Annotated in this window: 13 protein-coding genes; 5 read left to right on the forward strand and 8 right to left on the reverse strand. The window is 74.9% G+C overall.

Translation table 11 applies throughout. From position 1 onward, the window contains the following. Both WMF24_RS22965 and WMF24_RS22970 read right to left on the reverse strand, forming a co-directional pair. The gene (locus tag WMF24_RS22965) at positions 1-1305 is read right to left on the reverse strand and encodes a cation:proton antiporter (protein ID WP_437738576.1); all 1305 of its coding nucleotides are present in this window, start codon (positions 1303-1305) and stop codon (positions 1-3) included. Then, a complete protein-coding gene (locus WMF24_RS22970) occupies positions 1302-3143 on the reverse strand; it encodes a mechanosensitive ion channel domain-containing protein (protein WP_437738577.1) in 1842 nt (613 codons plus the stop codon). Before WMF24_RS22970 ends, WMF24_RS22965 begins: the two co-directional genes overlap by 4 nt. Before the next feature lie 378 nt (positions 3144-3521). Here WMF24_RS22970 and WMF24_RS22975 point away from each other — a divergent pair, with 378 nt between their 5' ends. Continuing rightward, positions 3522-4619 (forward strand): glucokinase, encoded by a 1098-nt coding sequence (locus tag WMF24_RS22975; protein ID WP_437738578.1) that lies wholly within the window; start codon positions 3522-3524, stop codon positions 4617-4619. A gap of 41 nt (positions 4620-4660) precedes the next feature. Here the strand turns inward: WMF24_RS22975 and WMF24_RS22980 are convergent, their stop codons facing one another. The 5 genes from WMF24_RS22980 to zwf form a co-directional block, all read right to left on the reverse strand. After that, positions 4661-5899, reverse strand: a complete 1239-nt coding sequence (locus tag WMF24_RS22980; RefSeq protein ID WP_437738579.1) for a sensor histidine kinase — start codon at positions 5897-5899, stop codon at positions 4661-4663. Beyond that, positions 5890-6549: a cobalamin B12-binding domain-containing protein gene (locus WMF24_RS22985; RefSeq protein ID WP_437738580.1), complete on the reverse strand. Its 660-nt coding sequence runs from the start codon at positions 6547-6549 to the stop codon at positions 5890-5892. The genes WMF24_RS22980 and WMF24_RS22985 overlap by 10 nt, the downstream gene beginning before the upstream one ends. 153 nt (positions 6550-6702) lie before the next feature. Next, positions 6703-7428: a 6-phosphogluconolactonase gene (pgl, locus tag WMF24_RS22990; RefSeq protein ID WP_437738581.1), complete on the reverse strand. Its 726-nt coding sequence runs from the start codon at positions 7426-7428 to the stop codon at positions 6703-6705. Between the two features lie 23 nt (positions 7429-7451). Further along, positions 7452-8525 (reverse strand): glucose-6-phosphate dehydrogenase assembly protein OpcA, encoded by a 1074-nt coding sequence (locus tag WMF24_RS22995; RefSeq protein WP_437738582.1) that lies wholly within the window; start codon positions 8523-8525, stop codon positions 7452-7454. Next, positions 8522-10090, reverse strand: a complete 1569-nt coding sequence (gene zwf, locus WMF24_RS23000) for a glucose-6-phosphate dehydrogenase (RefSeq protein WP_437738583.1) — start codon at positions 10088-10090, stop codon at positions 8522-8524. The genes WMF24_RS22995 and zwf overlap by 4 nt, the downstream gene beginning before the upstream one ends. A 294-nt stretch (positions 10091-10384) precedes the next feature. Here zwf and WMF24_RS23005 point away from each other — a divergent pair, with 294 nt between their 5' ends. The 4 genes from WMF24_RS23005 (at position 10385) to WMF24_RS23020 (ending at position 17585) form a co-directional block, all read left to right on the forward strand. Continuing rightward, a complete protein-coding gene (locus tag WMF24_RS23005) occupies positions 10385-10729 on the forward strand; it encodes a DUF433 domain-containing protein (protein WP_437738584.1) in 345 nt (114 codons plus the stop codon). A gap of 274 nt (positions 10730-11003) precedes the next feature. Next, positions 11004-12302, forward strand: a complete 1299-nt coding sequence (locus tag WMF24_RS23010; protein ID WP_437738585.1) for a hypothetical protein — start codon at positions 11004-11006, stop codon at positions 12300-12302. Positions 12303-12709: 407 nt separating this feature from the next. Next, positions 12710-16543, forward strand: coding sequence for a protein kinase domain-containing protein (locus WMF24_RS23015; protein ID WP_437738586.1), 3834 nt, complete (start codon positions 12710-12712; stop codon positions 16541-16543). A gap of 235 nt (positions 16544-16778) precedes the next feature. After that, positions 16779-17585 carry a lysophospholipid acyltransferase family protein gene (locus tag WMF24_RS23020; protein WP_437738587.1) on the forward strand — a complete coding sequence of 269 codons (807 nt, stop codon included), beginning with the start codon at positions 16779-16781 and terminating at the stop codon, positions 17583-17585. Between the two features lie 143 nt (positions 17586-17728). On the opposite strand, the gene WMF24_RS23025 is transcribed toward WMF24_RS23020, so the two are convergent. Then, a complete protein-coding gene (locus WMF24_RS23025; RefSeq protein ID WP_437738588.1) occupies positions 17729-18136 on the reverse strand; it encodes a hypothetical protein in 408 nt (135 codons plus the stop codon). Between the last annotated feature and the right edge of the window lie 352 nt (positions 18137-18488).

Genomic DNA, 18488 nt, shown 5'->3' on the forward strand with positions numbered 1-18488 from the left:
CTACCCTTCCCCTCGCCCTGCCGCGGGTGACGGCGGGGGCTCGCCCTCGACCGGCGTGGCGTCGCGCCCGGCGCGGGCCAGCCCGCGGCCGAAGAAGAGCGACTCGCGCTCGGGCGCGGCGAGCTCGCCGGCCTTGCGGAGCGCGGCGCGCAGCGCCTGCGGACCGACGAACTCGCCGAACACCGCCACCGCCGCCGCGGTGAAGAGGACGGTGTCACCGACGGGGCCCGGGAAGCGCAGCGCGAAGGCGAGGCCGACGCTCATCGCCACCGCACCGGACGAGAGCAGCCCGAGGCCGAGCCACGGCGACGTCTCGCGCGCGCCGGGCGACGCGACGCGGAAGACGAGGCCGGTCGCGAGCTTGCCGGCGACCCGCGCGAGGAGCGCGATCGCCACGATCCACGGCAGGAACGGCGCCGCCTTCGGGTTCGCGTGCGCGCCCGCGAGCAGCAGCGCCGGCAGGATGACCGGCCGCTCGGTCGGCGCGACCATGGCCACGATCTCCTCGCGATGCCGCGAGACCGCGGCGATCGTCACGCCCATCGCGAACGTCGCGAGGAGCGGCGACAGGCCGACGCGGGCGCTCGTGCCCATCGTCAACAGCGAGGTGCCGAGCAGCACGCCCCAGCTCTGGATCAGGCGGAAATCGGTGCCGAGCAGCACGACCGCGATGAGCCCGAGCACCACGCCGATGAGCGCCGTCACGATCGTCCACCCCCAGAACGGGAGCGGCCAGGGCGCCGTCGCCTGCGGGACGAGCGCGAAGGCGCCGCCCATCAGGAGCAGCGGCCCGAGGTCGTCGCAGTCCGCGATGTCGGCGATGAGATCCGAGATCGGGCCGCTGGCGCTGTAGCGCTGCGTCACCCAGAGCACGGCGTGCCGCGTCGTCTCCGCGGAGACGGCGCCCACGCCCGCGGCGAGCAGCACCCGGTCGCCGCGCTCGAGCGACGGCGCGACGCGCGCCGCCACGAACCACACGGCGGCCGCGACCGCGCAGCCGGTCGCGATGCTCATCAGCACGGCGAGCGCCATGCGGGCGGGGCGGACGCGGCGGTTGCCGACGAAGCCGAAATCGAGGCCGACGACGAGCGCGAGCCAGCCGAGCGCGACGCCCGCGACGGGGTCGAAGGCGGCGATGGACGAGGGCTCGAGGAGCCCGAGCGCCGTGGGGCCGACGACGAAGCCGAGCACCACGTACTCGGCCCCGGAAGGCAGGCCGATGCCCCGGAGCACGCGGCCGCCGACGAGCGAGCTGCCGAGGTACGACAGCACGAGCAGCCCCATCAGGAGCCAGACGGCGTTCACGAGGCGGCGCCCCGGTCGACGGGCACGACGCGGTGACGCGCGTTGCCGGAGGACGACGGCGACCGCCCGAGCGGGATGGCCGCGGCGGCGAGCGCCTGCGCCACCGCGGTGAGCCAGCGGCTGCGCACGTCGTCGCCGTCGCAGGCGATCGTGGCCCGGAAATGCGCGCCGCCCTCGTCGATCGCGACGAGCGCGGCGCGCGCGCGGCTGCCGAGGCCGGAGCCCGTCCGGAGCAGGAGCTCCCGCACGCGCTCGAGATCGGCCGAGGGGTCGACGCTGATCTCGACGGACACGAGCGGCGGGCGGCCGCGGACGCGCGTCGGGTGGAACAGGCTGAGCAGGTGCGGCACGCGCACGACGCACCCGTCCTCGTCCTCGAGGCGCGCCTCGAGCAGCGTCAGCTCGCGGACCCGCCCGGTCCGGCCCCCCACGTCGGCGATGTCGCCGATGCGCAAACGTCGCCCGTAGATGATCGAGAGGCCGACCGCCGCGGACGCGATGAGCGGCGTGCTGGCGAGCGCCGCGGACGCGAGCACGACGAAGCCGACCCGCGTGAGCGCCCCCTCGTCGGTGCCGGTGATGAGCGGCGCGGCGAGGAGCAGCGCGGCCACGAGGATGCCGAAGCGGACGAGGACCCCGGTGGCGATCGCGAGATCGGAGGGGAGCCACCCGAGCGACGTCTCGCCCCGGCTGACGCTCCCGAAGAAGAGCCCGACGAAGCGGATGAGGACGAGGACCGCGATCGTCGCCACGATCGCGAGCAGGAGGACCGGGACGCTCCGCGCGATGCGCCCCATGAGGTCCGACATCGGCGCGAGCACGATGCCGGTGAGCTTCTGGCTGTAGTCGCGCGTGGACGCGAACAGCGAGAGCGCGAAGAGGATCCAGATGTACGCGATGCCCGCGCGGACGAGGACGCCCGCGGCGCCGAGCGCGACCGAGAGCGCGCCCTGGGAGGCGGCGGGCCTGAGCATCTCGATGCCGCGGACGCGCAGCGCCGGGAGCCGCTCGGGGTGCTCGGCGACCCAGGCGCGCGCCCGCGCGACGAGCTCGCCGACCTTGCGGAGCAGGAGCAGCGCGATGAGCCCCGAGAACACGAGCAGCGAGAACGAGAAGACGCTCGTCGCGATCTGGCTCCTGCTGTGCTCCTTGGCGAGCACGTCGCGCACCGTGGCGGCGATGGAGGCGGCGTGGACCGAGACCGTCGCGGCGCCCGCGGCGGCGGCGTCCTCGGGCCCGAGGTGGATGAGCGGGCTCTCGCCGACGTAGACGACCGCGACGCCGGCCTGCTCGTCGATGCGGACGTCGGGGACCTTCTTCTCTTGCGCGGCGCGCTCGAGCACCTTCGCCGCCTCGCGGGCGCGCTCCGGGGGAGACAGGTTGCCCCGGTGCACGCGGACGGCGAAGACCGTCCGGCCGAGCAGCTCGACGCGCGCCTCGGGCTGCTCGGCCAGCGGGGGCGGCGGAAGTGGCTCGGGGGCGGGCGGGCCGACCAGATCGGCCGACGAGGCCGGCGGCGCGGGCGCCAGCACGACCTGCGCCCGCGGTGGCGCCGGCGTGGCCGGCGGCGGCGCGACCCGCACGAGCGGCGGCTGGACCGGCGGAGGCGACGGCGGCGGCTCGGCCTGCGCCGGCGGCTCGGCCGGCGGCTCGGCCTGCGCGGACAGCGGCGCGGCCTGCGCGGGCGGCGGCGCAGTCTGCGCGGACAGCGGCGCGGGCGCGGCCTGCGTTGACGACGGCGGGACGTGCGCGGGCGGCGGCGCGAGGTGCGCCGATGGCGGCGCGGGCGCGACCTGCGATGACGGCGACGCCGCCTGCGCGGCGGGCTGCGCCGACACGACAGCCCCAGGCGAGCGCGCCGGCTGCGTTGATACGACGGCCGCAGGCGAGCGCGCCGGCTGCGCCGACACGGCCGCGGGCGAGCGCGCCGGCTGGGCCGCTACAGGCGCCCGCGGCGGCTGCGCGGACGCGCCCTGCGCCGGCTGGGCGAGCGCGGCTCCGCCCGACGCGGCGAAGCCGGCGAACGCGACCAGAAGCGCGGTGAATAGCCGCTGCACGGTGGCACTTTCGACCGGACGCAGGCCGGCGGTCAAGCGATGCGGGAGGCAGCGCCGCGGCGAGAGATCGCCAGCGCAGCGCCGCGGGACGGCCGCATCCGGGCGATCGCGCGCGGCCGCAGGGCGTAACGAGGCGATCGCTTCTATCGCGCCCGCCGGATGACGGATCGCCTTGCGGCCGAGGCGACTCGCTGGCAGGGCGGCCGCGTGGCAAGGACCAAGAGATCCGCGGCGCCGACGCTGCTCGTCGGCGACATCGGTGGCACGAACACCCGGCTCGCCCTCTACGATGCGTCCGGCGAACGGCCGCTCTCCGAGGCCGTCTTTCGCAGCCGCGAGCACGCGAGCTTCGAGGAGATCGCCCTCCCCTTCCTCGTGCGCAGCGACGCCCCCCACCCCGCCGTCGCCGTCCTCGGCGTGGCCGGCCCCATCAAGGACCACGTCGCCACCGTGACGAACCTGCCCTGGCGCCTCGCCGAGCGCGAGCTGTCGCGCCGGCTGAAGATCGGGCGCGTCCTGCTCGCGAACGATCTCGTCGTCGGCGCGCGGGGCTGCCTGCACATCCCCCGCGGCTCGATCACGCCGCTCACCGAGGGCCGACCCCGGCCGAAGGGGAACCACCTCGCCGTCATCGCCGCCGGCACCGGGCTCGGCGAGGCCCGGCTCATCTGGGACGGCGCCCGCCACCTCACGCTGCCGACCGAGGGAGGGCACACCGACTTCGCCCCGCGCTCCGCCGTCGAGGCCGAGCTGTGGCACTTCCTCAGCGAGCGCCACCCGGACCACGTGAGCTACGAGCGCGTCCTGTCGGGCGACGGGCTCGGCGCCCTCTTCGACTTCTTCACCACCGCGCGCGCGGCCCGCGTGCCGCGCGCGATCGAGCGCCGCCTCGCCGAGGGGGACCGCAACGCGGCGATCTCCGAGATCGGCCTCGCCCGCGCGTTCCGGCCGGCCGCGCGCGCGGTCGACCTGTTCGTCGAGATCTACGGCGCCGAGGCCGGCAACCTCGCCCTGCGCGAGCTCGCGCTCGGCGGGGTCTTCGTCCTCGGCAACATCGCGCGGCACCTCGTCACCGCGCGACGCGAGCTGTTCATGAAGTCCTTCCTGAAGAAGGGCCGCCTCGCGCCGCTCCTCCAGGGCGTGCCGGTCGCCGTGGTCACCGACCCGCTCGTCGGCGTGCGGGGCGCGCTCGCCATCGCGCGGGAGCTCGCCGCCGCGGAGGAGCCCCCGGCCCGCCGGGCGCCCCGCAGGTCCTGAGCGCGGAGCCCCCGGGCCCCCCGGCGGCGCGAGGGGCCGGCTCAACGCGCGCCAGCGCTCCCGCCACCATCCCGCTCCGCGGCCGCGTCCCGCCCCGCGGCCGCGTCCCGCTCCGGTGCGGCGCCTGCGTTCCCGCCGCCGGCGGCGCCCTCGTCGGGCGCGGGGAGCTCGAAGACGAACCGCGCGCCGCCGCGCGCGCCGGCCTCGACCCAGATCGAGCCCCCGTGCAGGGCGACGATCCGCTGCGCGATGTGCAGCCCGAGGCCGGCGCGGCCCGCGCGCCCGCCCTGCCGCCGGAAGCGATCGAACACCGCCGCGCGCCCCTCGGGCGCGATGCCGGGCCCCGCGTCCTCGACGGCGCAGCGCACGCGGCCGTCGCGCGGGGCGAGCTCGATGAGGACGTCGGTGCCCCGCGGCGTGTGCCGGATCGCGTTCTCCACGAGGTTCACGAGGACCTGGTAGAGCCGCCGCGCGTCGCCGCGCACGAGCGCGGCGCCCGCGGCCGCGCGGCGGATCTCCACGCCCACCTCGGCCGCGATCGGGGCCATGGTGTCGACGACCTCGGCGACCACCTCCTCGAGCGACAGGCGCCGCGCCGCGATCCGCAGCTCCCCGGCGTCGGCGAGCGCCGCGTCCAGGATGTCCGAGATGAGCGCCGTCATCCGGTCGACGTTGCGGAGGAGCCGCCCCGCGATCGTCGCGCGCTGCGCCGGCGTCGGGGCGCTCTGCGTGTGCTCGATGAGCGTCGCCTGGAGCCGGATGGCGTTCAGCGACGACTTCAGGTCGTGCGACACGATCGACATGAAGTCCTCGCGCTGCCGCCCGAGCTCCTCGAGTCCGGCGCGCGCCGCCTCGAGCTCGGCGCCCTTCGTCGCGAGCGCGCGGGTGAGGTCCGCGAGCTCGCCCGTCAGCGCGATCGCGGCCGCTTCCCGCCGGCGCACCTCGTCCCGCAGCGAGGCCCGCCCGAGCAGGATGCGCGACCCGTCCGCGGCGGGCACCACGAGGAACGTCACCGCCTCCTGGCCCCCGTCCTCGCGGCGCACCTGGAGCTCCCACGGGGCGGCCGCCTCGTGGGCCAGCGCCGCCGAGAGCTTCTCCCGGCAGGTCTCGTGGAACAGCGACGCGACGTCGCCGCCCGGCGCCGCGGCCCGGCCGAGCAGCCGGCCCGCCGCGACGCTGGCGTGGGTGATCTCGCCGCGCTGCACGACGAGCAGCAGGTCGTCCGGGCTCGCGAGGAGGGCGCCGAGGAGCGCCGCCGCGTCGGGCTGCGTCACCGCCATGCGCGCGCGACCCTCACGGCCAGCGAGGCCGACCCCGCGACAGCGTCGGCCCCGAGCAGCGTCGCGGCGTCGGGCAGCGCCGCGAGGGCGCGGCCGCCGACGAGGATCTTCGCGCCCGGCGCGGCCTCGCGCACGCGCTGGATCAGCGCGCGCGCCGCCGGCAGGTGCGTCTCGAGGGTGATCGACACGGCGACGAGCCTCACCTCGCCCCGCCCCGCGTCGTCGAGCTCGCGCGCGAGCGAGCTCTCCCCGCTCGTGAACGTCGCCTGCCAGCCGTCGAGGGCCAGCAGGTCGGCGACCATGCGCGCGCCGAACGTGTGGCGCTCGGGCTCGGCGCAGCCGACCACCGCCCTCGGCCCCCCCGCCGGCCACCGGACCAGCGGGTACAGCGACGCGACGGCGGCCTGCGCGACGGCCGTGGCGAGGTGCTCGTCCGCGACCGTGATCCGGTTCTCGTACCAGCGCCGCCCGACCTGCTCCACGGCGGGCGCGACGATGCGCTCGTAGACGTGATCGAGCCCGTCCGGCAGCGCGGCCTGGAGCAAGCTGCGCGCGGCCACGTAGTTCCCCGTCAGGATCGCGGCCGTGAACGGGCGCGCCTCGGCGCCCTCGCCCTCGACCCTCTCCGGGAGCGTCTCGTCCGATCCCACGGGCGCTATGTGCACAGGGAGTACACCGGAGTCCGGATTGGTTCGATTTTCAGCTTCTCGCTCGGCGGAGGGAGCCAACGCCTGCGCGCCTTGTCGGGCAAGAGACGACGGCGTCAAGCCTCCCGGCGCGCGAATCCGCGCGCCTCGTTCGGCTCACCCCGCCGGCGCCGCCGCCGTGTCGAGCAGCCAGACGAGCTTGCCGGCGCCGCCGCGCACGACGCGCGCCGGCACCTCGTCGGCCGGGCCGGGACGCTTCGCCTTCTCCAGGACGGGGCGCTTCGCCGCCCCGCAGGCGAGGAGCAGCTTCGTGCGCGCCTCCCGGATCACCGGGGTCGTCAGCGTGAGCCGCGCCTCCAGCCCCTTGTCCGGCTGCGCCGGGATCGCGGCGACGAGGCGGTCCTCGATGCCCACCGCCCCCGTCCCGGGGAAGAGCGACGCCGTGTGCGCGTCGTCGCCGATCCCCAGCGTCATGACGTCGAACGCCACGGCCGACGCGACCCCGAAGCGGGCGCGCAGGAGCTGCTCGTAGCGCGCCGCGGCCGCGGCGAGGTCGGTCGACTCGCCCTCCATGCGGAAGAACCGGTCCTCCGGGACGCGGGCCGCCGCGAGATCGCGGCGCGCGGCGCCGTAATTCGAGCGGGGGTGGTCGGCCGCGACCGCGCGCTCGTCCACCCAGTACCACTCGGTCTGCGCCCACGGCAGCGAGAGCGCCGCGAGCCGCTGGTACGCGCCCGACGGCGTGCTCCCGCCCGAGAGCGCGATCCGCGCGACGCCGCGCGCCTCGATCGCCGCCGCGATGGCGCGCGCCATGAGCTCCGCCCCGAGGCGCGCGAGCTCCGCCGCGTCCTGCGCGACGCACGTCTCCTCTTGTCCGTTCATCTCGCTCCTCCTCTCGGCCCCCCTCAGAGGGCGCTCCATTTCGCGGCGGCGAGCACCGCGTCGCGCAGCAGCCGGTCGCCCTCCAGCGAGTCGATCGTCTTCGTCAGCACCCACGTCTCGTCGCGGTAGCCGAGCGGGTGGATGTGCTCGGCCGACCGCGCCCCCTCCATCGTCCACCGCGCCGTGCCGGGCGCCTTGTCGAGCCGCGCGCACGCGAGCGAGAGAGGCTCGCCGCGCAGCGATGTGGCGATGCGCACGCCGTCGATCCGCCGCCACGAGAGGTCCTCGGCCGGCGGCCCGTCGACGAGCGCGATCTCGATCGGCGCCCCGTCCGCGCCGCGGGCCCGCCCGACGGCGCCGGCGCCGCCCTGGGCCGGCCCGCGCGACTCGAACGTCCAGCCGAGCCGCGAGCCCATCCAGCCGAGGAACAGCGCCGCCGGATCCGGCTTCGGCCCCGCGCTGCGCGCGATCTCCACCCGCCGGATCGCGCGGCAGGCCTCGGGCACGTCGTCGAAGAACCGCGCCACGAGCTCGCGGAACGAGAACGTCCGCACGAACGCGCGATCCGCGAGCGGCGCCTTCGTCTCGCGCGCGACCTCCGCGATGCGATCGAGGCTCGTCTCGGCCGAGTCGAACACGAGCCGATCGCAGATCGGCGCGAGCGCGTCGCCGATCACGTTCGGCGCGCCCGGCGCGAGCTCGACGATCACGGCCACGTCGGAGATCGTCAGCGCGCTGACGACCGAGGCGACGCGCTCGGCGGCGGCCACGCCGAACGTGAGCTCCACGCGGTCGTAGCAGATCGGCACCTCGCCCGCGCGGCGGCACGTGGCCGACCACTCGGCCTGCACGCTCGACGGGTCGAGCCGGTCGTCGAGCGTGACGAGCAGCGTCCGGCCCGCGTGCGTCTCGGCGAGCTCCTCGGCCTGCTCGCGCAGCCGCTCGACCTCGGCGCGGCTGCCCACCGCGACGAAGTTCATCGTCGACGCGCGCGTCTTCGGGGCCGGCTCCCCCTGCGACTCGTCGGGCGCCGACCAGAACTCGGCGAGCTCCGACTCGACGCGCTTGATCACCTCGGCGATGCGCCCCGCGCTCACGGCCGCCTCCAGGCCCGCTCCGTCGCCTTGCGCTCGCCGCACGCGCCCGTCGGCGGCTCGACGAGGGCGTCGGCCTCCGCGGGCCCCCAGCTGCCCGCGGCGTAGCGCGCGATCGGGGCGCGCTGCGTCCCCCACCCCTCGAAGATCGGGTCGACGAAGCCCCACTGCGCCTCGACCTCGTCGGCGCGCGTGAACAGCGTCGCGTCGCCGCGCAGCGCGTCGAGCAGGAGCCGCTCGTAGGCCTCGGGCGTGCTGGAGCCGAACGCGGCGCCGTACCGGAAGTCCATCGTCACGCCGCGGATGGCGATGCCGCCGCCCGGGATCTTCGCCGCGAACCGGAGCGAGATGCCCTCGTCGGGCTGGAGGCGCATCACGAGCGCGTTCGGCTCGTCGGTCGCGCCGGGCGCGCCCTTGAACAGGCCGTGCGGCAGCGGCTTGAAGTGCAGCACCACCTCGGCCACCCGCTTCGCCAGCCGCTTGCCGGCGCGCAGGTAGAACGGCACGCCGCCCCAGCGCCAGCTGTCGAGGTGGAGCTTCATCGCGACGTACGTCTCCGTCGCCGAGTCCTTCGCGACGTCGGGCTCCTCGGTGTAGCCGGGCACCTTCTCGCCGCGCACGATGCCGGCCGTGTACTGCCCGCGCACCGTCGACGACAGCACGCCCGGGCCCTCGATCGGCCGGAGCGTGCGGAGCACCTTCACCTTCTCGTCGCGCACCGCGTCCGCGTCCCACGACGACGGCGGCTCCATCGCGACGAGCGTGAGGAGCTGGAGCGCGTGGTTCTGCACGATGTCCCGGGTGATGCCGACCTTCTCGTAGAACTTGCCGCGGCCCTCGACGCCGATGTCCTCGGCCACGGTGATCTGCACGTGGTCGACGTGCTGGCGCGACCAGAGCGGCTCGAAGATCGTGTTGCCGAACCTGAGGACGAGGAGGTTCTGGACCGTCTCCTTCCCGAGGTAGTGATCGATCCGGTAGATCTGCGACTCGGCGAGGTGGGCGAGCAGGTCGCGGTTGAGGGCGCGGGCGCTCGCGAGGTCCTCGCCGAACGGCTTCTCGACGACCACGTGCTGGAACGGCGCGTCCTTCTCGTGGGACGGCGGGGTGACGAGGTTCGCCGCGCGCAGGCCGCGCACGATGGGGGCGAACTGGTCGGGCGCCACGGCCAGGTAGAAGACGCGGTTTTTGCGGGTGCCGCGCTCAGCGTCGAGCCGCTCGAGCTCCGCGGCGAGGCGCGTGTACGTCTCGGCCTCGTCGAACGACCCCTGGACGTAGCTGATGCCCTTCTCGAGCTCGCTCCAGGACGCCTCCTCGAGCGGGCGACGCGAGTACTTCGCGACGGCCTCGCGCATCTCCTGGGCGAAATCCGGCTTCGGGCGCCGCGCGACGCCGACGACGGCGAAGCCGCCGGTCAGCAGGCGGCTGAGCGCGAGGTTGTAGACCGCGGGCAGCAGCTTGCGCCGGGTGAGGTCGCCCGAGGCGCCAAAGATCACGAGCGCTGCAGGCGAGGCGGTGCGCTCCTCGGGCATTCCTTCGCGAAGCGGGTTTTTCTCGGCTTGGGTCATGGGATGGGCTCCGGTCGGTGACGACGTCGGGCGTGATGCTCGCGCGCCTCCGCGGCGTAGGGTAGCCCGGATCGCGCCGATGGAAGCCGCCGCGGCGGTCGACTCGACGGTGAGGCGCGGGCGTGCGGCGCGAGCGCGAGCGCCCGGCCGGAGGCGCTCGGCCTCGCGCCAGCGACGAGCTCACCCGTCCAGCCGCCGCGACGAGGGCGCCCGTCCAGCCGCCGCGACGAACGCCGCCGGCGGCTCGCGGCGCTCTTCCATCCGATCGCGACCGGTACTAGGCTCGCTCGCGCGATGGCCGCGCCGGTGCTCCCGCGAATCCGCGTCCCCCACCCTCACGTGCGGTGCGACAGCCAGGTGCTCGCCGGCAGCCCGCACGTGATCGGGTCGCGCGTCCCGGTCCGCCGGCTCTGGGCGTGGCACCGCGGCGGCGCGTCGGTCGAGACGCTCCTCAAGCGCTACCCGAACCTCGGGCCGGCGCGCGTGCTCGACGCGCTCGCCTTCGCCTACGACAACCAGGAGCTCATCGAGGCCGACATCGCGCGCGAGCAGGCGCTCTTCGAGAAGAAGGGCGGGCCCTCGGTCGGCGCCCGGCCGCTCGCGCAGCTCAACCTCCCGTTCGACGAAGGCGACGAGTGAGCGCCGGGTGAGAGGGTGTGAGGGCGCGTCCTCTCGCGCTGTCTCACGCCACGACACGGCGAACGTCCCTCCGCAAGCTCAGCTTGTTTCTTTACAGCGATCGTGACTTGGGGCATGAGGGCCCCACCATCGCTGGGGCCCGAAGTCGGGGCTGCTTGGCATTGCGAGCGACTGCCGCGCGGGATCGCGGCGGTCCCGGCTTTCAAGGTCGCGGTCGCCGGTGTAGGGTCCGCGCCCCATGGGGTACCTGTCGAGGTGCCGGAGGGTTTCTGAGATGAGCGTCAATCGATGGAAGTTGTTTGCGATGCCCGTGGCCCTTGTCGGGCTGGCTTCGCCTCTCCTCATGAACTGCGGCGGCAAGGGGATCCCGGGCGCGGACAACCTCCCCGGGCCGGCCGGTGATCTGGCGTCCGCCGCGGGCGGCTGCGAGGAGCTGAAGAACGGCGGCATTGCCAACCTGAAGTTCGAGGGCGGCGCCGACGTCGATGCCAAGCTCAAGGGCTTCCTCGAGGCTGCGGCCTCGCTCGACAAGCTCACGGCGGACATGGAGGCGGATCTCATCGCCTCGTGCGGCAAGCTCGGCAAGGATCTCGGCATGAGCGACGCCGAGCTCAACGCCGAGCCGGGCGGCGGCAAGGGCGCCGAGAAGGTCTGCAACGCGGTCTCGGCCAAGGTGGGCGCCGCCGTCAAGGCGAACGCCGACGCGAAGATCACGGTCCAGATCGAGCCCCCCAAGTGCTACGCCGACATCAACGCGATGCAGGCGTGCCTCGGCGACTGCGGCTCGCCCGTGCAGCCGGGCAAGCTCGAGGCGTCCTGCGAGGGCGGCGAGATCAGCGGCAAGTGCGACGCCGAGTGCAAGGGCAAGTGCTCCGTCGAGGCGGGCGCGGCGTGCTCCGGCACCTGCAACGCGAGCTGCTCGGGCAAGTGCGACGCCGGCTTCAAGGGCACCTGCGGCGGCAAGTGCGACGGCAAGTGCGACGGCAAGGACTCGAAGGGCGCGGCGTGCGCGGGCACCTGCGAGGGCAAGTGCGACGCCAAGGCCGAGGGGTCGTGCACGGGCACCTGTGACGGCTCCTGCTCGGGCTCCTGCGAGCTCAAGGCGGCGGCGAAGTGCTCGGGCTCCTGCTCGGGCGGCTGCAGCGCGGAGATCAAGGAGCCGAAGTGCTCGGGCGAGTTCAAGCCCCCGAGCGTCGATCCGAGCTGCCAGATGAGCTGCACGGCGAAGACCGCCGGCTCGGCGAAGTGCGACCCGCCGAACGTCCGCATCGTGGCGAACGGCAAGGTGAACGCCGACGCGCAGAAGCTCGTCGCGGCGCTCCGCACCTCGCTCCCGGCGATCGCGAAGGTGCAGCTCGGCACCGGCAAGAAGCTCGCGGCGGCGGTGTCCGGCGTGGGCAAGGCCGGCGCCGACCTCAAGGACGCGGCGCTCAAGGCCGGCGGCAAGGCGGTCGCCTGCGTCGCGGCCGCCGTCGACGCGTCGGCGAACGCGACCGCCTCGATCGACGTGAACATCAAGGCGAGCGCGAGCGTCAGCGGCTCCGCGAGCGGCTCGGCCAGCGGCGGGACCTGATCCCCGGACAGGCCTGAGGCCAGACGCGGCGGCGGTCCCCTCCCGGAGGGGGCTGCCGCCGTTGTCGTTTCGGGGCGGTCCCCTCCCGAAAAGGGCTGCCGCGGTTGTCTCCCGGAGCGGCCGTCCGGGGGCAAAGCATCCTTTCTGGATGCGAGCTCACCTTTTCTTCACGACCCGGACATCCACATGTCCGGACAGATACCCGGCTTGCCGCGCCTTTGTGACAGCCCGGTTTCCTGCCGAAGGATGCGAGGCGCGGCGAGGGGCGTTGATGCGCGCTACGCCTCCTCTGGCCCGGGCCTCGACGACGCGCGCAGGGAGGGGCCATTGCGCCCGGCACGGCGCCGCGTCCGGAGTATCATGATGCCTCTGCAGGTGATGACGGAGACCTCGGAAGGGCAGGAGCGATGGTCGGCGGTCCCTTGATCGAGCGCGGCGCCAGGATCGGCGAATACACGATCGACGAGCCGCTCGGCGAGGGCGGCTTCGGGACCGTGTTCCGCGGCCACGACGAGGCAGGGAACGACGCCGCCATCAAGATCTTCAAGGACGTGAGCGCCCAGAACGTCGGGCAGCTCTTCGCCCAGCAGAACGAGATCGAGGCGCTGCTCCGGCTGCGCCACCCGTCGCTCGTCAAGCTCAGCTCGTACGGCGTCCTCGACGGCGTCGGCCTCTACCTCGCGATGGAGCTCGTGCGGGGTGAGACGCTCGACCGGTACGTCGCGCGGATGGGCTCGCTCGACACGATCGAGGCCCTGCGCATCGTGCGCCGCGTGGCCGAGGCGCTCGCCCACTGCCACGCGCTCAACGTGCTGCACCTCGACCTCAAGCCGAGCAACATCATCCTCACCGATCCGTACGAGCCCCGGCTCAAGATCCTCGATTTCGGCCTGGCCACGCTCACGGTGAGCTTTCAGCCCGAGCACGCGCGCGTCAACGCGGGGACGATCGCGTACCTCGCGCCCGAGTGCCTGAAGCGGGGCGCGCTCGGGCGGCCGAGCCCCCGGATGGACCTCTACGCGGTCGGCGTCGTGCTCTACGAGCTGCTCGCCGGCCGGCTCCCGTTCGCGGGCGGCACCGTCAACGCGATCATCAACCAGAAGCTCTACGGCGCGCTCGTGCCGCTCTCCCAGGTCGCCCCGGAGACCCCGGCCCCCGTCGTCGCGCTCGTGGAGGAGCTCATGGAGCGCGACCCCGCGCGGCGCTTCTCGAGCGCGGCGCGGCTCTGCGCGCGGCTCAAGGAGCTCTATTACCTGACGCTCCACGGCGGCTCGCCGGCGCAGCCGGCCGAGCCGTCCGACGAGGCCGATCACGCGCGCGACGCCTCCTCGCCCGAGGCGCTCGACGACGTGCCGTTCATCGGCCGCGAGCAGGAGCTCGATCGGCTCGTGGAGCTCCTCCAGTGCGCGGTGCGCGGCGAGCCGCGGCCGGCCGTCGTCGTCGGCGACACGGGGGTCGGCAAGAGCCGCCTCGTCGCCGAGCTCTTGCGCAGCGCGGAGCAGGCGGGCGCGGCGATCGTCGCCTACGGCCGGTGCCGGGAGCTCTCCGGGCTCGTCCCCTACTCCGCGCTCCGCGAGGCGCTGACGCAGGTCGCGCTCTGGCTGGAGCGGCACAGCGACAACCGCGCGGCGCGCATCCGCCGGCTCGTCAGCCTCGTCGTCGCCGACGACGCGGCCCTGCTCCAGGGGCTCGTCCCCGAGCTCATCCGCGCGGTCGGGCTCGCCGACGAGGGCGGCGCCATCGGCCCGGGCGGCCCACGATGGATCGCCGATCTCATCCTGCGGCTGCTCGGCGCGATCTCCGAGGAGATCCCCGTCGTCTTCGCGATCGAGGACGTGCACTGGGCCGACGAGGCGACGCAGGAGGTGCTCCTGCGGCTCTCGGACCAGCTCGGCGAGATGCCCGTCCTGCTGCTCGCGACAGCCCGGCCGCCGTTCCACGGCGCGCGCGGCTCGCTGCCGCCGCCGGGCTCGTCCGGGCTGCGCGGCGCGCCCGGCTCGTCCGGGCTGCGCGGCGCGTCGGCATCGCCCGGTTCGCCTGGCGCGCCTGGTTCGCCCGGCTCGTCGCCCATGACGCCGCGATCGGTGGGGTGGCTCGCGTGGAAGGGCGTCGAGCGGCTCGACCTCGGCCCGCTCCCACCCGAGGCGAACCGGGCGCTGATCTCGACGCTGGGCCGCGGCGCGGGGGACGAGCTCGTTCAGGAGCTCGTGCGCCGCGTCCCGCTGCTCGCCGCCGGCAACCCGCTCTTCAACATCCAGGTCGTCCGCAACATGGAGACCGAGGGCTTCCTGCAGCGCGGCCGGAGCGGCGCGCTCGAGCTCTCCCGCGCCGACGCGCACTACCGCGCGCCCGCCTCGGTGTCGGACGTGCTCGCGCGCAGCATCGAGGCGCTCGATCCGACGGCGATCCAGGTCCTCGGCGTCGCCGCGCTCATCGGCCGCCAGTTCCAGCGCGACGACCTCGTCGCGCTCGGCCTGTTCGACCCGGCGGAGGTCGACGGCGCCCTGCGCGACGCCGCCGCGCACCACGTCTGCCTCAGCGAGGACGGGCGCCTCACGTCGTTCTCCCACGACGCGGCGCGCGAGCAGCTCGCCGCCCGGGTGCCGCCCGAGGATCGCGGCGAGGTCCACCGGCGCATCGCGCGGCGCATCGAGCTGCGCGGCGGCGATCCGGGGACGCTCGCGCACCACATCGAGCGCGCCGGCGACCTCGATCGCGCCGCGTCGACGTACCTGCTCGCGGCCAGCGAGGCCGACCGCCTCCAGGACCCGCACGGCGCGAGCCGGCGGCTCAAGCAGGCGCTCGCGCTGCTCGAGCGGCTGCCGCTCGATCCGGCGCGCGTCGAGCTCCGGGCCCGCTGCGCGCACGAGCTCGCGCGCGTGGCGTGCCTGCTCGGCAGCACGGCGGAGCCGCTCGACCTGCTGCGCCGCACGCAGGGCGCGCTGCCGGAGACGCCGCTCGTCACGGCGGCGCTCTCCAGCGCGCTGTCGCGCGTGCACTACGTGCGGGGCGAGTTCGCGGACGCCGTCGCGCACAGCCGCAAGGCGCTCCAGGCGATCGGCGCGAGCCCCGAGCTGCGCCCGTACCAGTGCCTGCCCGCGAACATCCTCGGGCGCGCGCTGTGCGCGGCGGGCAAGGTCGGCCCGGCGACCGAGCCGCTCCGCCGCGGCTGCGAGCTCGCCGAGGCGGCGGGCGAGTACGTCGAGCTCTGCCACTCGCGCGGCATCCTCTGCGTCGCGCTGAGCCAGGCGGGCCACTACGCCGAGGCCGAGCAGAGCGCCGCCGACGCCGCGCGCCTCGCCGAGCGCCTGCGCGACCCGGTGCGGCTGCTCGGCACGTGGTTCTACTACGCGGTGCTCGCGGAGGGCCGGTTCGACTGGGAGCTCGGCGTCCGGTCGACCGCGCAGCTCCTCTCGTACGCCGAGGAGCACGGCCTGAGCGGGCTCTACCTGTACGTCGGCACGATGTACGCCGGCCGGCACCAGTTCCACGTCGGCCACCTCGCGCGGGCGCGGGTGCTGATCGCGAACGCGTGCAACCTGAGCGGCGTGCTCGGCATCGGCATGGGGCGCGGCTGGGCCGAGGGGTACCTGGGCGACGTGCTGTTCGTGCAGGGGCACCTCCCCGAGGCGCTCGCCGCGTACGAGCGGGCGGTCGAGATCGGGTCGGCCGGCACGGGCGACGCGTACGCGGTGGGCCTCGGCCGCGTCGGCCGGATGCACGTCCTGGCGCTCCAGGGCGGCGACGCCGGCGAGCTCAGGGCGTACGCCTTGGAGACGCTCGAGCACATCCGCGCCTCGGGCAACCGGACGCAGCTCGTGACCGCGCTCGAGCGCTGCGCCGAGGCGTTCGATGTGCTCGGCGACGAGGAGGGGGCGCGCGACGTCCGGTCCGAGCGCGCGGTGCTCGTCGAGGAGCTCGGCCTCACGGACCCGACGTTCTGGCCGCGGCCTCCGGTCGAGGCGGCGTTCCAGGGCGCCCCGCGGGAGTACTGGACCGGGATGCCGCGCGAGCTCCGGTCGATCGCGCCGAGCAGCCTGGGCACGACGCAGATCGTGGCCGCGACCGTGGCGGGGCTGGCGGAGGCGGCGACGCTCGCGGTCCCGGAGGAGGAGATGGGCCCGCCGACGATGGTGGCGATCCCGCGCCTGCGCCACGTGACGCTTCTCGAGACGCTCGCCTCGGTGGAGGGCTTCGTCCCGCGCTTCGACGGGCCGGAGGCGCCGCCGATCGCGAAGTGACGGCGGCCGCCGGGCCGCGGGCCGCCGGCCGTCGCGGGCCGCCGGCCGTCGCGGGCCGCCGGCCGTCGCGGGCCGCCGGCCGTCGCGGGCCGCCGGCCGTCGCGGGCCGCCGGCCGTCGCGGGCCGCCGAGGTGCGCGTGGTACAGCGCGCCGCGCCGGAGATCGCCGCGCCGAGGTCCCGGCGGCGGTCCTGGAGGAGCCCTGGCGCGGCGCCCGGGTGCTACCATGGTGGCCGGTGCCATCCCTCGTTCCGTCCGACGCGCGCGATGGACGTGACGCGCGCGGCGCAGGCGCCACCGCGGCGCCGGCCGGCCCTCTCGAGGTCGTGCGCACGGCGCTCGCCCACGCCTGGGCGATGCTGTTCCTCGTCGTGCTGCTCCCGCTCGGGCTGCTCTGCTTCCCCTTCGATCCCCGGCAGCGGATGCACGATCGGCTCTCGGTCGTGTGGGCGCGCGGCGCGCTCTGGCTCGTCGGCGTCCGGGTCGAGGCCGAGGGCGTCCAGCACGCGCGGCCGGGCGAGCGCTACGTGATCGCGGCGAACCACCAGAGCACGCTCGACATCCTCGCGCTCCTCGTGGTGCTGCAGGGGCGCACGCCGCTCCGCTTCCTGGCGAAGCGCGCGCTGTTCCGCGTGCCGGTGCTCGGCTGGGGCATGCGCCTGTACGGCCACACCCCGGTCGACCGGGGCCGCGCCCGCGGCGCGCTCGCGGACCTCGGCGAGGCGCAGCGCAACGTGATGCAGCGGTGGTCGACGGTGTTCTTCCCCGAGGGCACGCGGAGCGCGACGGGCCGGCTGCTGCCGTTCCGGCTTGGCGCGTTCCGGACCGCCTCGGCCGCGGGCGCGCGCGTCCTGCCCGTGACCGTCGACGGCGCGGGCGCGCTCCAGCCGAAGGGCCGGTATGCCGCGGCGCCCGGGGTCATCCGGGTGGTCGTGCACCCGCCGCTCGATCCGCCGGGGGCGTCGCTCGAGGAGCTCCGCGCCTCGATGGAGGCGTGCAGGGCCGCCGTGGCGTCGGCGCTGCCGGAGGGCGTCCAGCGCTAGCCCGTTCGCTCCGGTGAACCGATGGGGCGCCGGCGGTCGCTCGCGAGGAACACGGCCAGGCCGGCCGCGAGCAAGCAGCTCCCGATCGCCGTCGACGCGACCGCCGGGCGGGTCGCGCCGCGCGGCCCTTCGCCCGAGAGCGCCTAATGCAGCTTGCAGCCCTCCCACTGGAGCTGGTCGTAGAGGTATTGCGAGCTGGTATTCAGCTCGCTGCCGGTGAACTCGTCCTTGAACGTGAAGTAGAACTCCTCTTCGTAGAGATGCACGCACCAGGGGTCCTGCGACACGAGGCTGGCCATGTGCTGCTTGCAGATCAGCGAGTGCGTGCGGGTGCACGCGGGCAGCAGCGTCATGACTGCCTTCATCTCCAGAGCCGGCCTGATGACCACGCGGTCGACGTCGGCATCCTTGACGGTCTCACAGTACTGCGTGGCCAGGGCCCGCGCCGTGTCGAGCGCGGTCTCAGAACAGCTCTGGGCCCTGGCGTCAGCGCCGATGCTCAGGACGCCAAGGACAGCGACCGTGGACGCTGCGAAGAGACTTGGTTTCATGGTGACCTCCTCCTGCACAACCTGGTCGCGCGAGGGCTCGCTCAGCCGCCCCCTCGTGCGCCCGGGTGCGGACGAGCAATGCAGGTGCCGGTCGGCGTGTGTACCCGGAGGTGCGCCTGCGGCGCGATGCTCGGCCGGGGCAGCCGCCCCAGGAGAAAGCCGCGCGACCTGTCGCGAGGGGATGCTCTCTGTCCGCGCGGCGCTCCCAGGATCCCTGCCCGAGATCCCTCCGCAGATTTCGTGAGGAGCCACACGAGGATTCCTCGCCGGAGGACGGTGCGATCTCCAGGTTGCTCCGAATGCAAGAAGTGCGTTTAGATATGCGGTTTTCTCGAAAGGCAACATCGGGGTT

The organism is Sorangium sp. So ce1335 (assembly GCF_051521615.1).
Taxonomy (GTDB): domain Bacteria; phylum Myxococcota_A; class Polyangia; order Polyangiales; family Polyangiaceae; genus Sorangium.

Excerpts from the sequence above, each read along its gene's own strand:
- WMF24_RS22975 (WP_437738578.1), top strand. The coding sequence starts at position 3,522 with ATGACGGATCGCCTTGCGGCCGAGGCGACTCGCTGGCAGGGCGGCCGC.
- WMF24_RS22980 (WP_437738579.1), bottom strand. The coding sequence starts at position 5,899 with ATGGCGGTGACGCAGCCCGACGCGGCGGCGCTCCTCGGCGCCCTCCTC.
- WMF24_RS23015 (WP_437738586.1), top strand. The coding sequence starts at position 12,710 with ATGGTCGGCGGTCCCTTGATCGAGCGCGGCGCCAGGATCGGCGAATAC.
- WMF24_RS23010 (WP_437738585.1), top strand. The coding sequence starts at position 11,004 with ATGAGCGTCAATCGATGGAAGTTGTTTGCGATGCCCGTGGCCCTTGTC.
- zwf (WP_437738583.1), bottom strand. The coding sequence starts at position 10,090 with ATGACCCAAGCCGAGAAAAACCCGCTTCGCGAAGGAATGCCCGAGGAG.
- pgl (WP_437738581.1), bottom strand. The coding sequence starts at position 7,428 with ATGAACGGACAAGAGGAGACGTGCGTCGCGCAGGACGCGGCGGAGCTC.
- WMF24_RS23025 (WP_437738588.1), bottom strand. The coding sequence starts at position 18,136 with ATGAAACCAAGTCTCTTCGCAGCGTCCACGGTCGCTGTCCTTGGCGTC.
- WMF24_RS23005 (WP_437738584.1), top strand. The coding sequence starts at position 10,385 with ATGGCCGCGCCGGTGCTCCCGCGAATCCGCGTCCCCCACCCTCACGTG.